15 protein-coding genes are annotated in these 17,841 nt (G+C 71.8%); 8 read left to right on the forward strand and 7 right to left on the reverse strand.

The window, feature by feature from the left end; all coding sequences use genetic code 11:
* The first annotated feature begins 265 nt into the window (after positions 1–265).
* On the forward strand, positions 266–547 hold the full coding sequence (locus ACGF4F_RS05750; protein WP_393075302.1) for a HesB/IscA family protein: 282 nt from the start codon (positions 266–268) through the stop codon (positions 545–547).
* Between the two features lie 10 nt (positions 548–557).
* Here the strand turns inward: ACGF4F_RS05750 and ACGF4F_RS05755 are convergent, their stop codons facing one another.
* The 4 genes from ACGF4F_RS05755 to ACGF4F_RS05770 form a co-directional block, all read right to left on the reverse strand.
* Positions 558–1,658, reverse strand: a complete 1,101-nt coding sequence (locus ACGF4F_RS05755; RefSeq protein WP_393075305.1) for a hypothetical protein — start codon at positions 1,656–1,658, stop codon at positions 558–560.
* 211 nt (positions 1,659–1,869) lie between these two features.
* The gene (locus ACGF4F_RS05760) at positions 1,870–2,475 is read right to left on the reverse strand and encodes a PepSY domain-containing protein (RefSeq protein ID WP_393075308.1); all 606 of its coding nucleotides are present in this window, start codon (positions 2,473–2,475) and stop codon (positions 1,870–1,872) included.
* An 81-nt stretch (positions 2,476–2,556) separates the two neighbouring features.
* Entirely contained in the window at positions 2,557–3,834 is a 1,278-nt protein-coding gene (locus tag ACGF4F_RS05765; protein ID WP_393075311.1) for an ATP-binding protein, read from the reverse strand.
* The gene (locus tag ACGF4F_RS05770) at positions 3,831–4,526 is read right to left on the reverse strand and encodes a response regulator transcription factor (protein ID WP_357434089.1); all 696 of its coding nucleotides are present in this window, start codon (positions 4,524–4,526) and stop codon (positions 3,831–3,833) included. Before ACGF4F_RS05770 ends, ACGF4F_RS05765 begins: the two co-directional genes overlap by 4 nt.
* 336 nt (positions 4,527–4,862) lie before the next feature.
* Between ACGF4F_RS05770 and ACGF4F_RS05775 the strand changes: the two genes are divergently transcribed.
* The 4 genes from ACGF4F_RS05775 to ACGF4F_RS05790 all read left to right on the forward strand — a co-directional run bounded on the left by ACGF4F_RS05775 (position 4,863) and on the right by ACGF4F_RS05790 (position 9,947).
* The gene (locus ACGF4F_RS05775; RefSeq protein ID WP_393075314.1) at positions 4,863–7,298 is read left to right on the forward strand and encodes a M14 family zinc carboxypeptidase; all 2,436 of its coding nucleotides are present in this window, start codon (positions 4,863–4,865) and stop codon (positions 7,296–7,298) included.
* A gap of 133 nt (positions 7,299–7,431) precedes the next feature.
* Positions 7,432–8,709 (forward strand): YibE/F family protein, encoded by a 1,278-nt coding sequence (locus tag ACGF4F_RS05780; RefSeq protein WP_357434085.1) that lies wholly within the window; start codon positions 7,432–7,434, stop codon positions 8,707–8,709.
* 99 nt (positions 8,710–8,808) lie between these two features.
* Positions 8,809–9,291 (forward strand): septum formation initiator, encoded by a 483-nt coding sequence (locus tag ACGF4F_RS05785; protein WP_393075317.1) that lies wholly within the window; start codon positions 8,809–8,811, stop codon positions 9,289–9,291.
* A 263-nt stretch (positions 9,292–9,554) separates the two neighbouring features.
* The gene (locus ACGF4F_RS05790; protein WP_357434081.1) at positions 9,555–9,947 is read left to right on the forward strand and encodes a cupin domain-containing protein; all 393 of its coding nucleotides are present in this window, start codon (positions 9,555–9,557) and stop codon (positions 9,945–9,947) included.
* 23 nt (positions 9,948–9,970) lie between these two features.
* On the opposite strand, the gene ACGF4F_RS05795 is transcribed toward ACGF4F_RS05790, so the two are convergent.
* Both ACGF4F_RS05795 and ACGF4F_RS05800 read right to left on the reverse strand, forming a co-directional pair.
* Positions 9,971–11,164 (reverse strand): threonine synthase, encoded by a 1,194-nt coding sequence (locus tag ACGF4F_RS05795; protein ID WP_393075320.1) that lies wholly within the window; start codon positions 11,162–11,164, stop codon positions 9,971–9,973.
* An 8-nt stretch (positions 11,165–11,172) separates the two neighbouring features.
* Entirely contained in the window at positions 11,173–12,207 is a 1,035-nt protein-coding gene (locus tag ACGF4F_RS05800) for a DNA polymerase ligase N-terminal domain-containing protein (protein WP_393075322.1), read from the reverse strand.
* A gap of 137 nt (positions 12,208–12,344) precedes the next feature.
* Here ACGF4F_RS05800 and ACGF4F_RS05805 point away from each other — a divergent pair, with 137 nt between their 5' ends.
* On the forward strand, positions 12,345–13,133 hold the full coding sequence (locus tag ACGF4F_RS05805; RefSeq protein ID WP_357434074.1) for an aldo/keto reductase: 789 nt from the start codon (positions 12,345–12,347) through the stop codon (positions 13,131–13,133).
* Positions 13,134–13,271: 138 nt separating this feature from the next.
* Here the strand turns inward: ACGF4F_RS05805 and ACGF4F_RS05810 are convergent, their stop codons facing one another.
* Positions 13,272–14,390, reverse strand: a complete 1,119-nt coding sequence (locus tag ACGF4F_RS05810; protein WP_393075325.1) for a cellulose binding domain-containing protein — start codon at positions 14,388–14,390, stop codon at positions 13,272–13,274.
* 341 nt (positions 14,391–14,731) lie between these two features.
* On the opposite strand from ACGF4F_RS05810, the gene ACGF4F_RS05815 reads away from it, so the two are divergent.
* Positions 14,732–15,838 (forward strand): FAD-dependent monooxygenase, encoded by a 1,107-nt coding sequence (locus ACGF4F_RS05815; RefSeq protein ID WP_393075328.1) that lies wholly within the window; start codon positions 14,732–14,734, stop codon positions 15,836–15,838.
* Between the two features lie 142 nt (positions 15,839–15,980).
* Positions 15,981–17,741 carry a cytochrome c oxidase subunit I gene (ctaD, locus tag ACGF4F_RS05820; protein WP_357434068.1) on the forward strand — a complete coding sequence of 587 codons (1,761 nt, stop codon included), beginning with the start codon at positions 15,981–15,983 and terminating at the stop codon, positions 17,739–17,741.
* Positions 17,742–17,841: the final 100 nt, after the last annotated feature.

Here is a 17,841-nt window from a genome sequence, read left to right on the forward strand (position 1 = left end):
TCCGCCGAATACCCACCTCACGGACCGCAAAACCCCTGGTCAACCCCCTGGTCACCCGATCGGGTGTCCCACCCGCGGCCCCGCTGTCCACTGATCTGGCTCTATTTGACGGATGCCCGCGCAGGGGGCACCGTAGGCCATGAGGGCGGTGCGAGCTGCCCAGATTTGCCCGGCGAAGAGTGATTCGCCGTTCCGGTTCCGGGCCCGGCCGCGTACGGCCGCGTCGACCCGTCCTCGATCCCGAACCTGCCACGAGGAGTCCGCCATGCTGACCATGACCGACAACGCCGTCCTGGTGATCCGCGACCTCGCCGAACAGCAGGACGTCGCCGATGGTGGCGGGCTGCGCATCGCCGCCGACACCGACGCCGGCTCGCTCTCGATCGAGCTGGTGCCGCAGCCGGCGCAGGGCGACCAGGTGGTCGACACCGAGGGCGCCCGGATCTTCCTCGACGCCGACGCCGCCCAGCTGCTCAACGACACCTCCGTCGACGCGGTCGTCGACGAGGAGGGGATCGTCCAGTTCGGCTTCACCACAAAGGAGTGACGACCACCGGTCACCCGGCCCGGCGGTGAGTCTCACCGCCGCGGTGCGGCCGGCCGGAACGGCCCCGCTCAGGCCCGTCCGCGTGCCACGGATCGTCGCGCTGCTCCGGCCCGGCGGGGAGCAGCGCCGCCAGCACGTGCGCCAGGTGGTGCGAGGTGCTCCAGGCGATCCAGTTCGCCGTCGAGCCGGCCCCCGCACCCCGCCGGGCCCGGCGCAGGATCTCGTGATCGCCCCACGAGAAGCCGGCCCCGGCAACCGGCCAGTGCGGCGCTGCCACGAGCGTGCGGCACAGGTCGGCGAAGCGCTCGTCACCCCGGCCGCCCCGCCGCGACCAGCGATACAGCCACCACGCCCCGTCCGTGGTGTAGCGCAGCGTCGGCAGCCGGTCGCCCGGCCCCTCCGCGTCCGGCACCGCGCAGCAGACTCCGTAGTCGCCGTAGCCGACGCCGAGGTCGGCCAGCCGCTGCCAGAGCTGCCAGTCGAAGCGGTCCAGGCGGACCGGTTCGTCGGTGGGCAGCCGGGCCAGCGTCGGCGGCATCCCGCCGGCCACCACGGTCACCGAACGCCACGCGTGCCGCCGGGCCCACTCCGCCAGCCGCCGGACCCGAGACTCGGCCAGCCGGACGTCCGCCGGGCAGCAGACGTCCCCGGCGTCGATCAGCAGGTCGCACTGCTCCGGCACCAGCCGGGCCAGCCGCCACACCCGCTCCACCGCGCCGGTCGTCGCGTCCGGCCCGGCCCGGCCCTGACCGGTCCGCAGCCGCAGCACCGCCCGCTGGGCGTACGCCCGCGCGGCGGCGCCGTGCGCCACCAGCCGCCGGTGGCTCTCCGCGAGCCCGATCACCGGCACCAGCGGTACGCCCCAGCGGACCAGCTCGCTGCGCGGCCCGTCCGGCAGCGCCGACACATCGACCGAGGGAAGCAGCCCGGCCGGCAGCCGGCCGACCAGGTCCACGGTGTACGGCTCCACCGCGTGGACGTCGATGACCGGAGCGAGCAGCGGAGCGGTGACCTCGTCGAGATGGGCCAGCGCCTCCAGCTCACCCCGGCGGCCATTGAGTACAGGACGGTAGACCGCATCGGCCGCCCGACCCCCGTGGGCGGGCACCATACTTCAATGTATCGGGCGATTCGCGTTCGCCCACACTTTCGGCGGAATCGGGACGTCGTTGACGGCCGCTGACCAGCGGTGCTGGCACGGGCTGGCGTCGCCGGGCAGGACACCCTGACCACCTCCTGAGCCGACTGCCTGCTTGCGCGCTGGCATCCGGGGTCCGGGCAGACGATGTCCGCCCGGGCCCCGGAGCTGTGCGGCGGCTTGCTCAGTCGTCGTCGCGGTTTCGGGGCCGGTCCCCGCCGTGGTCGTCGCCGACGTCGTGGTTGCGGTCGTCGCTGCCGGTGCGGGTGCCGCCGTGGTCGTCGCCGCGGTCGTCGGTGCCGGTGCGGGGCCGGTCTCCGCCGTGGTCGTCGCCGATGTCGTGGTTGCGGTCGTCGCTGCCGCTGCGGGCGGCGGTGCGGTCGTCGCCGCGGCGATCGCCGTCGGCCCGCCGCTGCTCGATCTCGACCACGGTGCCGTCACCCCGGTCGACCTTCACCTCGTACGTGGTGCCGCCCTTGGCGACCTTGACGCTCCACACCCGACGGCCGTGCTCAAGCTCGGCCTCGATCTCCACGATCCGGCCGCCGCCGAGCCGGGCGAGCGCGATCTCGCCCGCCCGCTTGCCGCTCACCGCACCGTCGGCGGTGCCGCTCGGCGCCCCGCTGGACGTCGTGTCGTCGTCCGGCTTGGGGTTGTCGTCTGCGGTCGCTGCGGCGAGCGCGGGGCCGGGAGCCGGCCGGTCGGCCGCGGTCATGCCCAGCGCCACACCGGTCACCGCCAGCACCGCGGCCCCGCCGGCCGCCGCCAGGGCCAAAGAAGTCCGTCGCATCGTCTCCACCTTTCCTCGGTTGTGCCGTCGAGGATCGGTCCGGAGTGGATAGCGGCGCGCTACCCGCGTGATAAGCCCGGGTTAAGGCCGGGGCGGCCCGAGCCGCAGCAGCACGAGCGCCCCACCGCCGGGGGCGGTCTGCAGCTCCAGCCGGCCACCGCTGGCCCGGGCGGCCCGGTCGGCGATGTCCAGTCCCAGCCCGGTCGAACCCGCGTGGCTGGCGCCCCGCCGGACCGTTCCGGACGGCAGACCCGGGCCGGAGTCGGCGACGGTCAGCGCGACCTGCCCCGCTTCGGGGGCGAGCCGGACGGCGAACGGGGTGCCGTCCGACGTATGCGCGAAGACGTTGCCCAGTAGCGCGTCCACGGCTGCGGCCAGCTCGTCCCCGGGCACCCCGACCGGCAGCGGGCCGGGCGCCAGGTCGAGGGCGACGGTGCGGCCGGTGTCCTCGGCGAGCACCGACCAGAAGGCCACCCGCTCGCGGACGACCGCCGCCGCGTCGCAGCCGGGCCGGCCGTCCGATGCCGCGCTGCGCCACCGGGCCTGCCGGATCAGGCCGGTGACGGCCCGTTCCAGGCCGTCCACCGCGGTGGTCAGCCGGGCCGCGTCGTCCGGGTCGCGCAGCGACTCGGCCTCCAGCCGCAGCGCGGTCAGCGGGGTACGCAGCCGGTGCGACAGGTCCGCGACCTGTTCACGCTCCTCGCGTAGCAGCACCTGGATCCGGCCGGCCAGGTGGTTCAGCGCGCCGGCGACCTCCCGCAGCTCGGGCGGCCCGGCCGGGGTGACCCGGGCGTCGAGTTCGGCGTTGGCGAGCCGGTGCGAGACCGCGGAGAGTTCGCTGATCGGCCGGACCAGCGTGCGGGCCAGCCGATCGGCGACCGCCAGCCCGACCAGCACCAGCAGCACGCCGAGCAGGGCCAGCACCAGCCAGGCCCGGGTCACCCCGGCGGTGAGCTCCGACCGGGGCACCACGGTCCGGATCACCCCGGTCCCGGCATCGCGGCCCCGGACCGCGATGACCACCTCCCGGCCGTCGGCCGACTCGACGGTCAGGCTCTGCCCCCGTGCCGCGAGCGCCACCGCGGGCGTCCGTGGCACCGGCGTGCCGAGCACCGTGCCGTCGGGCAGGTACACGCTGATCGGTCGGCCCGAGTCGGCGGCACGCTGCTCGACGGTGAGCCGGATAGTGTCCGGGTCGGCCGTGCCGACCACCGGTACCAGGCTCTGCGCGTCGGCGGTGGCCTGGACGGTCGCCCGGTCCGCGGCGACGGTGCGCAGCAGCAGCGCCAGCGGCACCAGGAAGGCGGTCAGGACGAGCACGCTGACGGCGGCGACGAGCAGCGCCAGCCGGCCCCTCACCGGCTGGCCCCGGGAGCCTCCAGCCGCACTCCGACTCCCCGGATCGTGTGCAGGTAGCGCGGTTCCTGAGCGGTCTCGCCCAGCTTGCGGCGGAGCCAGGACAGGTGCACGTCGACGGTCTTGTCGGCGCCGCCGTACGGGATCTGCCAGACGTCGGTGAGCAGCTCCCGCTTGCTGACCACCTGCCCGGGGCGACCGGCGAGGTGGTGCAGCAGGTCGAACTCGCGCGGGGTCAGTTCGACCGCGACGCCGTCCAGGCTCACCTGCCGGGAGCGCGGGTCGATCCGCAGCCCGCCGACCACCAGCGCCGCGTCCTCCGCCCCGGGGTCGCCGGCCGACCGGCGCAGCACGGCCCGGACCCGGGCGTCCAGCTGCGCCGCGGTGAACGGTTTCACCAGATAGTCGTCGGCCCCGGCGTCGAGCAGCCGGACGATCTCGCTCTCGTCGTCCCGCGCGGTGGCCACGATTACCGGCACCGAGCTGACCGCGCGCAGCATCCGCAGCAGCTCACGACCGTCCAGGTCGGGCAGTCCCAGGTCGAGCACGACCAGGTCGGGCCGGTCGTCGAGTGCGTCGCGCAGCCCGGTCATCGCGGTCGAGGCGGCGGCCACCGCGTGCCCGCGCTCGCGCAGGGCCCGGATCAACGGGGTACGGATGGTCAGGTCGTCCTCGATGAGCAGCAGCCGGGGCACAGGGTGCACGGTAGCCCGCTGGAGCCGTCCGGGTCAGTCCTCGTCCGGGTTGTCGAGGCGGTCCGGTCTTCGACCGAACGCCCGATTGAGTCCGCAGAAATGTTAGCTGGGCTAATGATGCGGTTCGAGCTGCTCGGGTCGAGGGCTTGGCGGTGCGGGCAGCCCGGTCGGGATGATCGTTCCGATCGGTCGGACCAAGGTCCGCCCTGTCGCCGCTGATCTTGACACTGGCTGAGAGGCGGCTCACACTTCCGCCCAACTGTGGCAGCCGGAGGTCGTGCCGGACACTCCCCCACCAAGCGGCCCTCGGGAACCCCCTTGCCTGGAAGGACTCTCATGAGGAGTAGCAGAAAATCGGTCAGAACGGGCCGCTGGTTGGCCCTGCTCGCGCTACCGCTGGCGCTCGCCTTCAGCGCCCCCGGCCTCGCGATGACGTCGGACGGCGAGGTGGCCCCCGACAGGGTGTCGAGTGGTGCGCAGAACGGCGTCGGGCTGATGCGCATCGTGGTCGCCGACAAGTCGGGCATCGATCAGCTCAACGAGTTGGGTGTCGACCTCGCCGAGTACGTCAAGCCGGTCGACAACGGCATCGAGGTGCACGCAATCCTCAGCCCGGAGGAGAGCCAGGCGTTGCGGGACATGGGCTTCGACGTCCAGGACGCCATTTCCGACCAGAACGACTACGCGGAGAACATGACCGAACGGGCCGCCACGATGCGCGCCCTGACGGCTGCGGCGGCCAGCACGGACACCTTGACCATGCTGCGCGCGGAGTGGTTCACCAGCCTCGACAACCAGCTCTTCCTCAACATCGAGGTGAAGTCGAGCGCCGGCACCGACTCGACGACCGTGCTGACGGCGAGCTGGGACAGCGGAGCGGGTACCGAGATCGGCTCCGGTGGCACCGCCACCATGTCCCGGTTCACCGACGCCGGCCAGTACATGTACCACCGGTTCAGCAACCCGGTGGCCATCAGCGCCGCACCGGCCAAGGCAACCATCACCAGCAGCAAGGGCGGCTTGGTCACCGTCGACGTGAGCAAGTGGCTGGGCAGCCCGCGCAAGGTCACCGGCAACCACCCGTACGTGTCGGACTTCGTCGACCACTACATGGACGCGACCGAGGTCACCGCGCGGATCAGCAGCCTGGCCGCCGAGTTCCCGAAGCTGACCCAGCTGATCGACCTGCCGTACAAGACGAACGGCTACCGGCGCCAGGCGCAGGCTCAGTTCGGCACCGCCTCGGCGAGCATCGTCTACGTCACCTCCAAGGCGTACGGCTCCGAGGGCGGCAACGACATCACCATGTCGCTGGTCAACCCGGGCGTGGCGAACGCCCCGCTGACGGTCGGCGTGTCCGGCAGGGCCGTCACGGTGAACCTGGCCACCAACGTCTCCGGCGCGATCAGCAGCACCGCGGCGCAGGTCGTCGCCGCGGTGAACGGCAACGCCGACGCCGCGAAGCTGCTCACCGCCAGCACCTACCGGGGTAACGCCGGCGCCGGTGTGGTGGCCGCGGCGGCGGTCACCAGGCTGACCGACAACCTGAAGGCCCCGGCGAGTGTGTCCCGCGACCCGTTCCAGATGAAGGCGCTGCGGATCGGCAAGCAGCGGGACGGCTCGAAGGTCGGCGTCTTCCTCTACTGCCAGGAGCACGCCCGGGAGTGGGTGACCCCGCTGGTCTGCGTGGAGACGGCCGAGCGGCTGCTGCGCAACTACGCGAAGGACCCGAACACCCGCAAGCTCGTCGATGACCTGGACATCTTCATCCTGCCCACGGTCAACCCGGACGGCTCGCACTACAGCATGTACGACTACAACATGCAACGCCGGAACATGACCAACTACTGCCCGGCCACCTCGGCGGACCCGGCCAACCGCAACGCCTGGGGCGTGGACCTGAACCGGAACTTCTCGATCGGTTCGGTCTACGACGGCTACAACGGGGGCTCGACGAGCTGTACCAGTGACACCTACGCCGGTCCGAGCAAGTTGTCGGAGCCGGAGGCACGCAACGAGGTGTGGTTGGTCGACACCTTCCCGAACATCAAGTTCGCCATGAACAACCACTCCTACGGTGGTTACTTCATGTGGCCCCCGGGCGCGTACAAGACCGCCGGGCGGGAGGTGCTGCCGCGGGTGGACCAGGGCACCGAGGCCTTCTTCTGGACCTCGTCGGACTACATCCTCTCCCGCGTGCAGGAGCACCGGGGCACCGGGATCTGGCCGGGTCGCACCGGGCCGGTGACCGACGTGCTCTACTCGGCGGCCGGTAACAGCGCCGACGAGCACTGGTACAACCGGGGCATCATCGGCTGGGACTTCGAGGTCGGCGCGGACGTCTACAACCCGACGACCAAGCGGTTCACCGCGGTCGGCTTCCAGCCGTCCTTCGCCGAGGGTCACGAGGAGGCGATGGAGTTCGCCAACGGCAACATCGCCATCCTCGATGTCGCCCGGTCCTACGCGACGGACAAGCTCCAGCCGCGATCCGAGCTGAAGACCGTCAAGCAGGAACCTGGTGCCACGACCTTTACCTTCACCACCAGCGAGCCGGCGAACGTCTACTACACGCTCGACGGCAGCCGGCCGACGTTCGACTCCCCCAAGCTAGCGCTGGCCGGCATGCGGGAGGGCAACCAGACCCTCACGGTCAAGGGCAACACCACCGTCAACTGGTTCTCGATCGACATCGCCGGCAACGTGGAGAGCAACTACAAGCCGGACGGCAACGGCAAGAACTACAACAAGCAGACGGTAGCCATCCAGTAATCAACATCGATGGGAAGCGGTGGCCGTCGACCTCCGGTCGGCGGCCACCGCCGTTGTCCCGGCATGCCCGGCTCGGCTTCGTCCCCGCAGCCACCCCGATCACGCCCATCTCCGCTACCCACCGGAGCAACCGATGCACACCCACACCCGGCCGACCTCCCGGCCGCCGGTCGACCCGTCCCGCGACAGCGCGACCCGACGTCGGACCCTGCTGCTGCTCACTCTGATCCTGGCGCCGTTGGCCGCGGCGACGCTGCTCGGGATGGTGCTGCTCTGGCCGGACGGCAAGCCGGCGAGCGGTAGTGCCACCGCGAGCGCGCGCAGCCGGAGCCATCCCGAGGCGACGGTGCAGAGCGTCGCGACGTACGACTGCCCCGCCGGCAGTCAACAGCCCGGACCAGACGGCCGGCAACAGATGGTGACCTGCGCGTCGGTGCAGGCCCGGTTGGAGACCGGGCCGGAAAGTGGTGGCAGCGTGGCCGTCGACGTGCCGGCGGAGGTCTACCGCGCCGGCCTCGAACCCGGTGATCGGATCAAGCTGGTCCGCGTCTTCAACCACCAGAGCGGCCCGGCCATGTACGCCTTCTACGACTACTCCCGGACCCTGCCCATCTCACTGCTCGCGGCGGCCTTCGCCGTGGTCGTCATCGCAGTGGCCCGGATGCGCGGGCTGAAGGCCCTGATCGGGCTCGGCTTCGCTTATCTGATCATCGTCAAGTTCATGCTGCCCGCGCTGCTGACCGGTGAATCCGGCCTACTGGTCGGCGTGGTCGGCTCGTCGGCGATCATGTTCGTCGTCCTCTACCTGGCCCACGGATTCTCGGTGCGCACCACCTCCGCGCTGATCGGTACGCTGTTCGGCCTGCTGGCCACGGCCGGTATCGGGCTCTGGGCCACCAGCGCCGCCCACCTGACGGGCCTCGGTGACCACGACAGCGGTGCGCTCGCCCTCTTCGACACCCGGATCAACTTGCCGGAGATCGTGCTCTGTGGCGTCATCGTCGCCGGACTCGGCGTGCTCAACGACGTCACCATCACCCAGTCCTCGGCCGTGTGGGAGCTGCACGAACTGGGCTCGAACAGCTCCGCCCGACAACTGTTCGGCAGTGCCATGCGGATCGGCCGCGACCACATCGCCTCGACCGTCTACACCATGGCTTTCGCGTACGCCGGGGCGGCCCTACCCGTCCTGCTGCTGATCAACGCTTACGACCGCCCGCTGCTCAACGTGCTCACCACCGCCCAGATCGCCGAGGAGATCGTCCGGACGCTGGTCGCCTCCATCGGTTTGGTGCTCGCGATCCCGCTGACCACGGCGGTGGCCGTTGCGGTCGTCAAGGCCATCGGGAGCGCGACACCGACCCCTGCCCCGACCCCAGGCGGGATGCCGACCGCCACCGCCGCCGGATGACTAACTCGGCCGAACGGCTGCGGCCGTCGTCGAAGCCCCGCTGACTCATTTAACGTTCCCCAGTGCCGGCCTTAACCTTCCCTCGGGGACACTCGGCGCATGGGCCGTCGTCAGATCCTCGCCGCCGTCGGGTGGTTGGCCACCACCGTCGCCGCCACCCTCGTCGGGATGGCCGCGATCCAGTTGGTCGGCAAGGGCATCGCCGGCACCCCCGGCGGTGTACGCGACCAGCAGGAGGTCGAGCGGGCGCTCGCGTCCCCCGAGCCGGCACCCCCGCGGCCGACCCGAAGCCCGACCGGCTCGCCAGCCGTTGGCGCGACCGCCCCGGCGAGCCCGACGCCCACCGGCCGCCCGACCGGAGCCCGGAGCAGCTTCGCCACCCCGGGTGGCACAGCGGTGGCGGAGTGCGGGCCGGCTGGAGCCCGCCTGGTCACCTGGTCGCCCGCCCAGGGCTACCGGGAGAAGGAAGCCGAACCAGGACCGGACGACCACGTCAAGGTCCGGTTCGTCGGCCCCGGGGGCGAGTACGAGCTGAGGGTGCGCTGCGTCGGCGGGCAGCCGGTGGCCGACCCCCACGACTGAGCCGGCCGGCTGCCGGAACGGGCGCGCAGACGAGCGCACGGCGCCGCTCGACCGGGGTCGTAACGTCGCCGCGCTCTGGCCGTCTCCCACCACCGCAGCCGTACGGCGGTACGACAGCGGGGACTTGGCTCGACCGGCCAGGGTGCACCGGTCCTGGCGCAGCGGATGCCCGTCCAGAGGGGATCCAAACCAGGGCGGGTGGCAAATTCCACCATCCGCAAGTTTCGGCGTGACTGGTGCGGGCGATCGGGTATGTGCCCGCCATGGAGCATTTCACGATCGCGACCGTCGCCGAGAGGAGCCCGGACTTCCGGCGGGTGCTCTGGACCGGGCAGCACACCCAACTGGTGATCATGACGATCCCGCCGGGTGGGGAGATCGGCGAGGAGGTGCACGAGGGCATCGACCAGATCCTGACCTTCGTCAGCGGCACCGGGGAGGCCCGGGTGGCTGGAGAGAAGAAGGAGGTCGTCGCCGGCGACCTGGTGGTCGTACCCGCCGGCACCAGGCACAACTTCGTCAACACCGGCCCCAACCCGCTCGTCCTCTACACCGTCTACGGCCCGCCCGATCACGCCGACGGCGCGGTGCACCGGACCAAGGAGGAGGCCGACGCGGCCGAGGCCGCCGGCCAGGACGAGCCGCCCACCGGGTGACCGGCCAGGGATCGAGGTGCGGATCAGACCGCCACCAGCGGTACCCCGGAGACGTCCACCGTCTCCGGGTACTTCAGCCCGGCGCCGGTGTTCAACACCACCACCCGCTCGCCGGCCCGGATCCAGCCCCCGGCCCGCAGTTGCCGGGCGGCGGTCAGGCACGCGGCCCCCTCCGGGCAGAGCAGCAGCCCCTCCCGGGCGGCGAAGTCACGCAGGTCGGCGAGGATCTCGGCGTCGTCCACCGCGATCGCCGTCCCGCCGCTCTCCCGCAGCGCGGTGAGGATCAGCTCGTCGCCGAGCGGGGCCGGCACGGTGATGCCGAACGCCACGGTCCGCGCGTCGGCCCATGCGGTGGCGCGCGGCTCGCCGGCGGCGAACGCCCGGACGATCGGCGCGCAGCCGGTGGACTGTACCGCCACCAGCCGGGGCAGCCGGTCCTCCACCCAGCCCAGCTCGCGCAGCTCGTGCAGCGCCTTGTGGATGCCGATCAGCCCCACCCCGCCGCCGGTCGGATAGATGATCACATCGGGCACCTGCCAGCCGAGCTGCTCGACGATCTCGTACCCCATGGTCTTCTTGCCTTCCAGGCGGTACGGCTCGCGCAGCGTGCCGGCGTCGAAGATCCGCCCGCCCGACTCGGCGACCAGCCGGGCCACCCACCGGCCGGCGTCGCTGATCAGGCCGTCGACCAGCCGCAGGTCGGCCCCGGCCGCCAGGCACTCCCGCCGGCAGATGGTCGGGGCGTCCAGCGGCATGGCGATGGTCGCGCCCATCCCGGCCCGGGCCGCGTACGTCGCCCAGGCCGCGCCGGCGTTGCCGTTGGTCGGCATGGCGATCCGCTCGGCGCCCAGCTCCCGGGCCCGGCTCACCCCCACCGCCGCGCCCCGGGCCTTGAACGACCCGGTCGGGGTGAGCCCCTCGTCCTTCACGATCAGGTCCGGGATGCCGATCTCCTGGCCGTACCCGGGGACGCGCAGCAGCGGAGTCCAGCCCTCGCCCAGCGTGGTCACGAAGCGTTGGTCGGCCACCGGCAGCAGCTCCCGGTAGCGCCACAGGTCGGCCGGGCGGAGACCGAACTGCTCCGGGGTCACCGACGCGCCCACCGCGGCCAGGTCGTAGCGGGCCAGCAACGGGGATCCGCACTCGCACAGGTTCTGCAGCTTGTCGGCCGGATGCTCCCGGCCGCAGCGCGGGCACTCCAGGTGCGTCAGGTGCACGGTGGTCCTCAGCTCGGGTCGATGCTCAGCCAGAGCCGGCTGCGCCGACCCGGCTCGTACGGGGAGTCGAGCCGCTTGGCCACGACTCCCGGGAGCCCCTGTTCGTGGGCGGTCCGCAGGGCGTCCGCGCCGGCACCCGGGAACCACGGCGGAGTCTGCCAGTGCTTCCCGGCCAGCGCCAGACCGTCGAGCAGTTCGCGGCGCTGGGCGTACGGCACGTCGAGGGTGGTCACGCCCTCCAGCCAGAGCAGGTCGACGCCCAGGAACTGGCCGTCCCGCTTGGTGGGCGGCTTCACCCGCCCGGCCGGATCGATGCGGACCAGCACGCCGTCCAGCACCGCCTCGGTGGGGGCCAACTCCTCGGCCATCGCCCGCAGCCAGGGGTAGTCCCCGGTGACGTCCGCGTCCGACTCGTCGAGCAGCCGCAGCCGGCCGCCCGAGACGTACGCGACCGCCCGCAGCCCGGCCCAGCGCAGCTCGTACCCCCAGGCGGTCTCGTCCTTCGGCAGGCCCTTCCCCGGGGCGGCGTGCATCGGGCGGACCAGCTCGGGCATCGGGGCCCAGCCCTCGGGGGCGGGGTCGGTGCGGCGGACCATCCAGTCCCGCCCCCGGCCCCCGGTGGCGAAGAGCACGTACCGGCCCTTCGTCCGCTTCCCGTCGAGCACCACGATCACCTCGTCGTCGCGCCACTTCTCGGCGCGGTACGTCCCGGTGTCGTGGATGGTCATCTTCCCGCCGCCGTACTCGCCGGCCGGGATCTCGCCGTGGAAGGTGAGGTACTCCATCGGGTGGTCCTCGGTGTGCACGGCGAGGTGGTTGCGACCCGGGTCGCGGGGCAGGCCGCGCGGCACCGCCCAGGAGGCCAACACCCCGTCGTGCTCCAGCCGCAGGTCCCAGTGCAGGCTGCGGGCGTGGTGCTGCTGGATGACGAAGCGGGGCTTGCGCCGGGAGGTCCGCTTCCGCTCCGGGGCCGGTTCCGGCACCGGCTCGGGGGTACGCGCCGCGTCCCGCTTCCGCCGGTACTCCTCCAGCCGGTCAGCCACTCCCGCATTGTCCGGTACGCGGCGGCGCTCCGCAGGGGTGTCGTGGGGCGGATCGTCCCGTTTCCGCCGTCGGCGCCGGGCCCGTCCGCCGGCGGGTCGCCGGCATGGTGGGCCCGATCAGGGGTAGAACAGCCGCCATGACTGGTGTTGAGCAGCAACCCACCGTCCCGCTCTCCGGCGACGTCCGGATCCCGTTGCTCGGGTTCGGCACCTGGCAGGCCACCGGCCGGGCCGGTTACGACGCCGTGCTCGCCGCCCTCGACGCGGGCTACCGGATGATCGACACCGCCACCATGTACGGCAACGAGGAGGAGGTGGGCCGGGCGGTCAAGGAGAGCGGGCTGCGCCGGGAGGATGTCTTCCTCACCACCAAGATGCTGCCGGACCAGGTCGGCCGGGAGCGGGAGGCCATCGAGGCGAGCCTGCGGGCCCTCGACACCGACTACGTCGACCTGTGGCTGATCCACTGGCCGCCGTCCGCGCCCGGGGACAGCATCCCCGTGTGGCGGGAGTTCCTGGCCGCCCGGGACGAGGGCCTGGTCCGCACGGTGGGGGTGAGCAACTACAGCATCAGCCAGATCGACGAGCTGATCCAGGCCACCGAGGAGAATCCGGCGGTCAATCAGGTCCGGTGGAGCCCGACGCTGTACGACCGGCAGACGCACGCCGCCCACCGGGACCGGGGGGTGGTGCTGGAGGGCTACAGCCCGTTCAAGACCAGCGACCTCTCCGACCCGGTGCTGGTGCGCATCGCCCAGGCCCACGGCGTCTCCCCGGCGCAGGTGGTGCTCCGCTGGCACATCGACCACGAGATCGTGGTGATCCCCAAGTCGGTCCATCCGGAGCGGATCCAGGCCAACGCCGACGTCTTCCACTTCTCGCTCACCGCCGAGGAGATGCGCGACATCGACGCCCTCGGCGGCTGACTGCGGCGGGAAAAGGGACGGCGGGCGAGGTGACCTGGACCGCGTCCGGTAAGCCGACCCGGTGTCCTGAGCCGGGTGCTGGGCGCCGGGTGCCGGGCACCGGGGGCGCGGCCCCCACGGGCCGCGCCCCTTCTCCGCTCAGGCCCGCGCGCAGGTGACGCCGTTGAGGGTGAAGCTGGTCGGCGAGGAGTACGCCCCGCTCAGCGTGCCCTGGTAGCCGAAGCTGGTCGAGGCGCCCGGCGCCAGCGTCCCGTTGTAGCCGAGGTTCCGCGCGGTCACCGCGGAGCCGCTCTGGCTCACCGTGGCGTTCCAGGCGCTGGTGATCTGCTGTCCGGCTGGCAGGTTGTAGCTGAGCGTCCAGCCGTTGACCGTCGACGAGCCGGTGTTGGTGATCTGCACGTCGGCGGTGAAGCCGTTGTTCCAGGCGTTCGGGGTGTACTTCACCGCGCACCCGGTGCCGGACGGCGGGGTCGTGGTGGGCGGGGTGGTGCCGCCGCCGGTGTCGACGCTCTGCGAGAACGAGTTCACCGCCAGGCCGACGCCGCCCTGCCACGGCTCGAACCCGGCCTGGATGCTGGTCAGGTACCAGTCGGCGGTGATCGCGCCGCGGCTGCGGGTGTCGTTGATGAACGCCATGACGTCGAAGCTCATGCTGGTGATCGGCGACGGCGCCAGGTACGAGATGACGTTATTCGACCCGTTGCTGCCCCGCCAGACCTCCCAGGTCCGCCCGGCCACGGTGGTATTGCCCACCGGCGAGCCGATCGGCTGGATCGGGCCCTGCCGGTTGAACCAGATCATGATCTCCATCTGGTTGACCCCGTCCCGCTTCGGCGTGGGGTCGAGCCAGATGTCGTACGCCGCGTCATAGATCGCGCCGCTGACGTAGTTGTAGCTGATGCTGCTCGGCGCGCTGCTGATGTTCTTCACCTGGACCGGCAGGTTGGTGCCGGGCGAGCAGTTCGTGTAGTGGCAGCCCACGAAGATCGACGGGTAGGAGACCGGCGCGCCGCTGGTGTTCCCCACCCCGTCCTGCCGGGTGATCGAGAAGCCGGTGGACGTCACGTTGATGCACTGTTGCGCGCTGGTGCCCCACCGGTTGTTCTGCACGACGTACCGGCTGCCGATGACGGTCGAGCCGTACTGATCGCAGATCTGGGTGTCGGCGGAGGCGTTGCCGCCGGCGAGGACGACGGCGACGAGCGAACCGGCGGCCAGCAGGGCGGCGGCCGCGAGGGCTCTCAGTGGACGCTTCATGGTGCTCCTTGGGTGGCGGGAGGATGGCTGGTTCGGTCCGGGGAGCAAGGCCGGGAGCGCTCCCAAATTCCATTGCAACACATTTACATGTCTGAAAGCCTTCCGCAACCACCCGGTCGGATCCGTCCCGGATGTCGACGCCGGGTGACTGCCCACTCGCTCCCGCGCCGTGCGGCACGGCGCAACTTCCCCCGGTCGACGTGGGACTCCTGCTGGTGGGATCGCCGAGCCGCGCCGACGGGCGGTGCCGCCAGGGCCGATGGGCCCTTCCGCCTTTCGGTTGCGGGGAGTAGTGTCGTGCCTCCAACGCGTGCCGAACCCCTCCGGAGGCGTACCCCACCATGGGTGGTCCACCCCTGCGCATCCTCGTCGTCGGCGCAGGCATCGCCGGTCTCGCCGTGGCCCGAGCGCTGCGACTGGCGGGGTTCCGGCCCGACGTCACGGAGCGGCTGCCCCCCACCGAGCGGGCCGACACCGGCCTCTACCTCCCCGGAAACGCGGCCCGGGCGCTGCGCCGGCTCGACCTGGACGGCCCGCTCCGCCCGCTCGGCCAGGTCATCCACCGCCAGCGGTTCCTCGACGCGTCCGGCGCGCTGCTGTGCGAGGTGGACCTCGACGCCCTGTGGGCCGGGGTGGGGGAGTGCCGGGCGCTGCCCCGCGCCGAGCTGCACCGGGTGCTGCTCACCGGCGCGGGCGGGGCGGTCCGGCACGGCGCCGAGGTCAGCGCCGTCGAGCCGCGCCCCGGTGGCGTCACCGTCGGCTTCACCGACGGGACCTGCGGGGACTACGACCTGGTCATCGGCGCCGACGGGCCGCACTCCGCGGTGCGTACCCTGGGCGCGCTCGGCGGCCCGCCCCGCCCCGCCGGCCAGGTGGTCTACCGGGGGATCGTCCGCGGCGGCCCCCGGGTCGCCGACTGGACCGCCCTGCTCGGCCAGCGCGCCGGCTTCCTGGTGGTGCCCATCGGCGCCGGGCGGCTGCACTGCTACGCCGACGAGGCGGGCACCACCCTCCCGGCCGACCCCCTCGCCCGCCTGCACGAGCTGTTCGGCTCCTACGGCGGCCCGGTCCCCGAGATACTCGCCGCGCTGGACGACGTGCACGTCGAGATCACCGAGGAGGTCGAGCTGGGGCGCTGGTACCAGGGCCGGGTGCTGCTCGTCGGTGACGCGGCCCACGCCACCGCGCCGACCCTGTCCCAGGGTGCCGCCATGGCACTCGAGGACGCCGTGGTGCTCGCCGAGTCGCTGAAGGCCGCCGGCAGCGTGGAGGCCGCCCTGGTCGCGTACGAGAGCCGCCGCCGGCCGCGTACCCGCTGGGTGCGGGACCGCACCCGGGACCGCAACCGGACCCGCGACGTGCCGCCGGCGCTGCGCGACCCGTTGCTGCGCGGCCGCGGCGGGCGCATCTTCCAGGAGCACTACCGGCTTCTCGTGGACCCGCTCTGAGGCGCTGCGCCGGGCGGCGGTGATCGTAGCGGCCCACCCCCGGAGGCGGTGCCACCTGCCGGGGACTATCCTCCTTGCGGATGACGGCTGCGCAGATGACCAGCGTTTGCCGAGCGGGACAACCCAGAACCGGAGGCCACTCGTGACCACCGTCGCACCCAAGCCGGTCGTGACCCGGCCCTGGCCGGTCCGCGAGCCGGTCAAGGGGTCGGCCATCGCGCGGCTGCTGCGCACCACGGACGCGAAGCAGATCGGGATCATGTACATGGTCACCGCGTTCGCGTTCTTCATGATCGGCGGCCTGATGGCCCTGATCATGCGCGCCGAGCTGGCGCGACCGGGCCTGCAGTTCCTGTCGCCCGAGCAGTACAACCAGCTCTTCACCATGCACGGCACGATCATGCTGCTGTTCTTCGCGACGCCGATCGTGTTCGCCTTCGCGAACTACGTGGTGCCGCTGCAGATCGGCGCGCCCGACGTGTCGTTCCCCCGGCTGAACTCTTTCGCCTACTGGCTGTACCTGTTCGGCGGCACCATCGCAACCGCCGGCTTCATCGCCCCCGGTGGCGCGGCCGACTTCGGCTGGACGGCGTACACGCCGCTGAGCAACGGTGAGCACTCGCCGGGCGTCGGCGGGAACATGTGGGTGGTCGGCCTGGCGATCTCCGGTCTGGGCACCATCCTCGGCGCGGTCAACCTGATCACCACGATCCTGACCCTGCGCGCCCCTGGCATGACCATGTTCCGGATGCCGATCTTCACCTGGAACATGCTGGTCACCAGCCTGCTGGTGATCCTGGTCTTCCCGCTGCTCGCCGCCGCGCTCTTCGCGCTCGCCGCGGACCGGCTGATCGGCGCGCACGTGTACGACCCGGCCACCGGCGGCCCGATGCTGTGGCAGCACCTGTTCTGGTTCTTCGGTCACCCCGAGGTCTACATCATCGCGCTGCCGTTCTTCGGCATCATCTCCGAGATCATCCCGGTCTTCTCCCGGAAGCCGATCTTCGGTTACAAGGGCCTGGTCGCCGCGACCATCGCCATCGCCGCCCTGTCGATGAGCGTCTGGGCGCACCACATGTTCGCCACCGGCCAGGTGCTACTGCCGTTCTTCAGCTTCCTCAGCTACCTGATCGCCGTGCCGACCGGCATGAAGTTCTTCAACTGGATCGGCACCATGTGGCGGGGCCAGATCACCTTCGAGACGCCGATGCTGTTCTCCGTCGGCTTCCTGGTGACCTTCCTCTTCGGTGGCCTGACCGGTGTGCTGCTGGCCAGCCCGCCGCTGGACTTCCACCTCCAGGACTCGTACTTCGTGGTGGCGCACTTCCACTACGTGCTCTTCGGCACCATCGTGTTCGCCGTGTTCGCCGGCATCTACTTCTGGTTCCCGAAGATGTTCGGCCGGATGCTCGACGAGCGCCTGGGCAAGATCCACTTCTGGCTGACCATGATCGGCTTCCACACCACCTTCCTGGTGCAGCACTGGCTGGGCAACGAGGGCATGCCCCGGCGGTACGCCGACTACCTGCCCGACGACGGCTTCACCTTCCTGAACACGGTCTCCACGATCGGCGCCTTCATCACCGGTATCTCGACCCTGCCGTTCATCTACAACTGCTGGAAGTCGTACAAGGCTGGTCCGGTGGTCGAGGTCGACGACCCGTGGGGCTACGGCAACTCGCTCGAGTGGGCCACCACGTCCCCGCCGCCGCTGCGGAACTTCGACCGGATGCCGCGGATCCGCTCCGAGCGCCCGGCGTTCGACCTCAAGTTCCCGGAGCTGGCCGCCGGGCAGCAGAGCCTGGCCGGCCCGCCGGAGGGTGGCGCCAAGCCGCTGACGAGCGAGTCCAACGGTGGCGCCAGCTACCAGGAGGACGTCGCCAGCAACCTCGACCGGCGCTGACCCGCTGCCGGCACCGCGCCACGGGCGCCGCACCCCACCGGGTGCGGCGCCCGTCGCCGTTCCGGCCGAACCGGCCGTCCGGTGCCGCTTGGGTGCTGGC

The organism is Micromonospora sp. NPDC047740, assembly GCF_043204735.1.
Lineage (GTDB): Bacteria > Actinomycetota > Actinomycetes > Mycobacteriales > Micromonosporaceae > Micromonospora.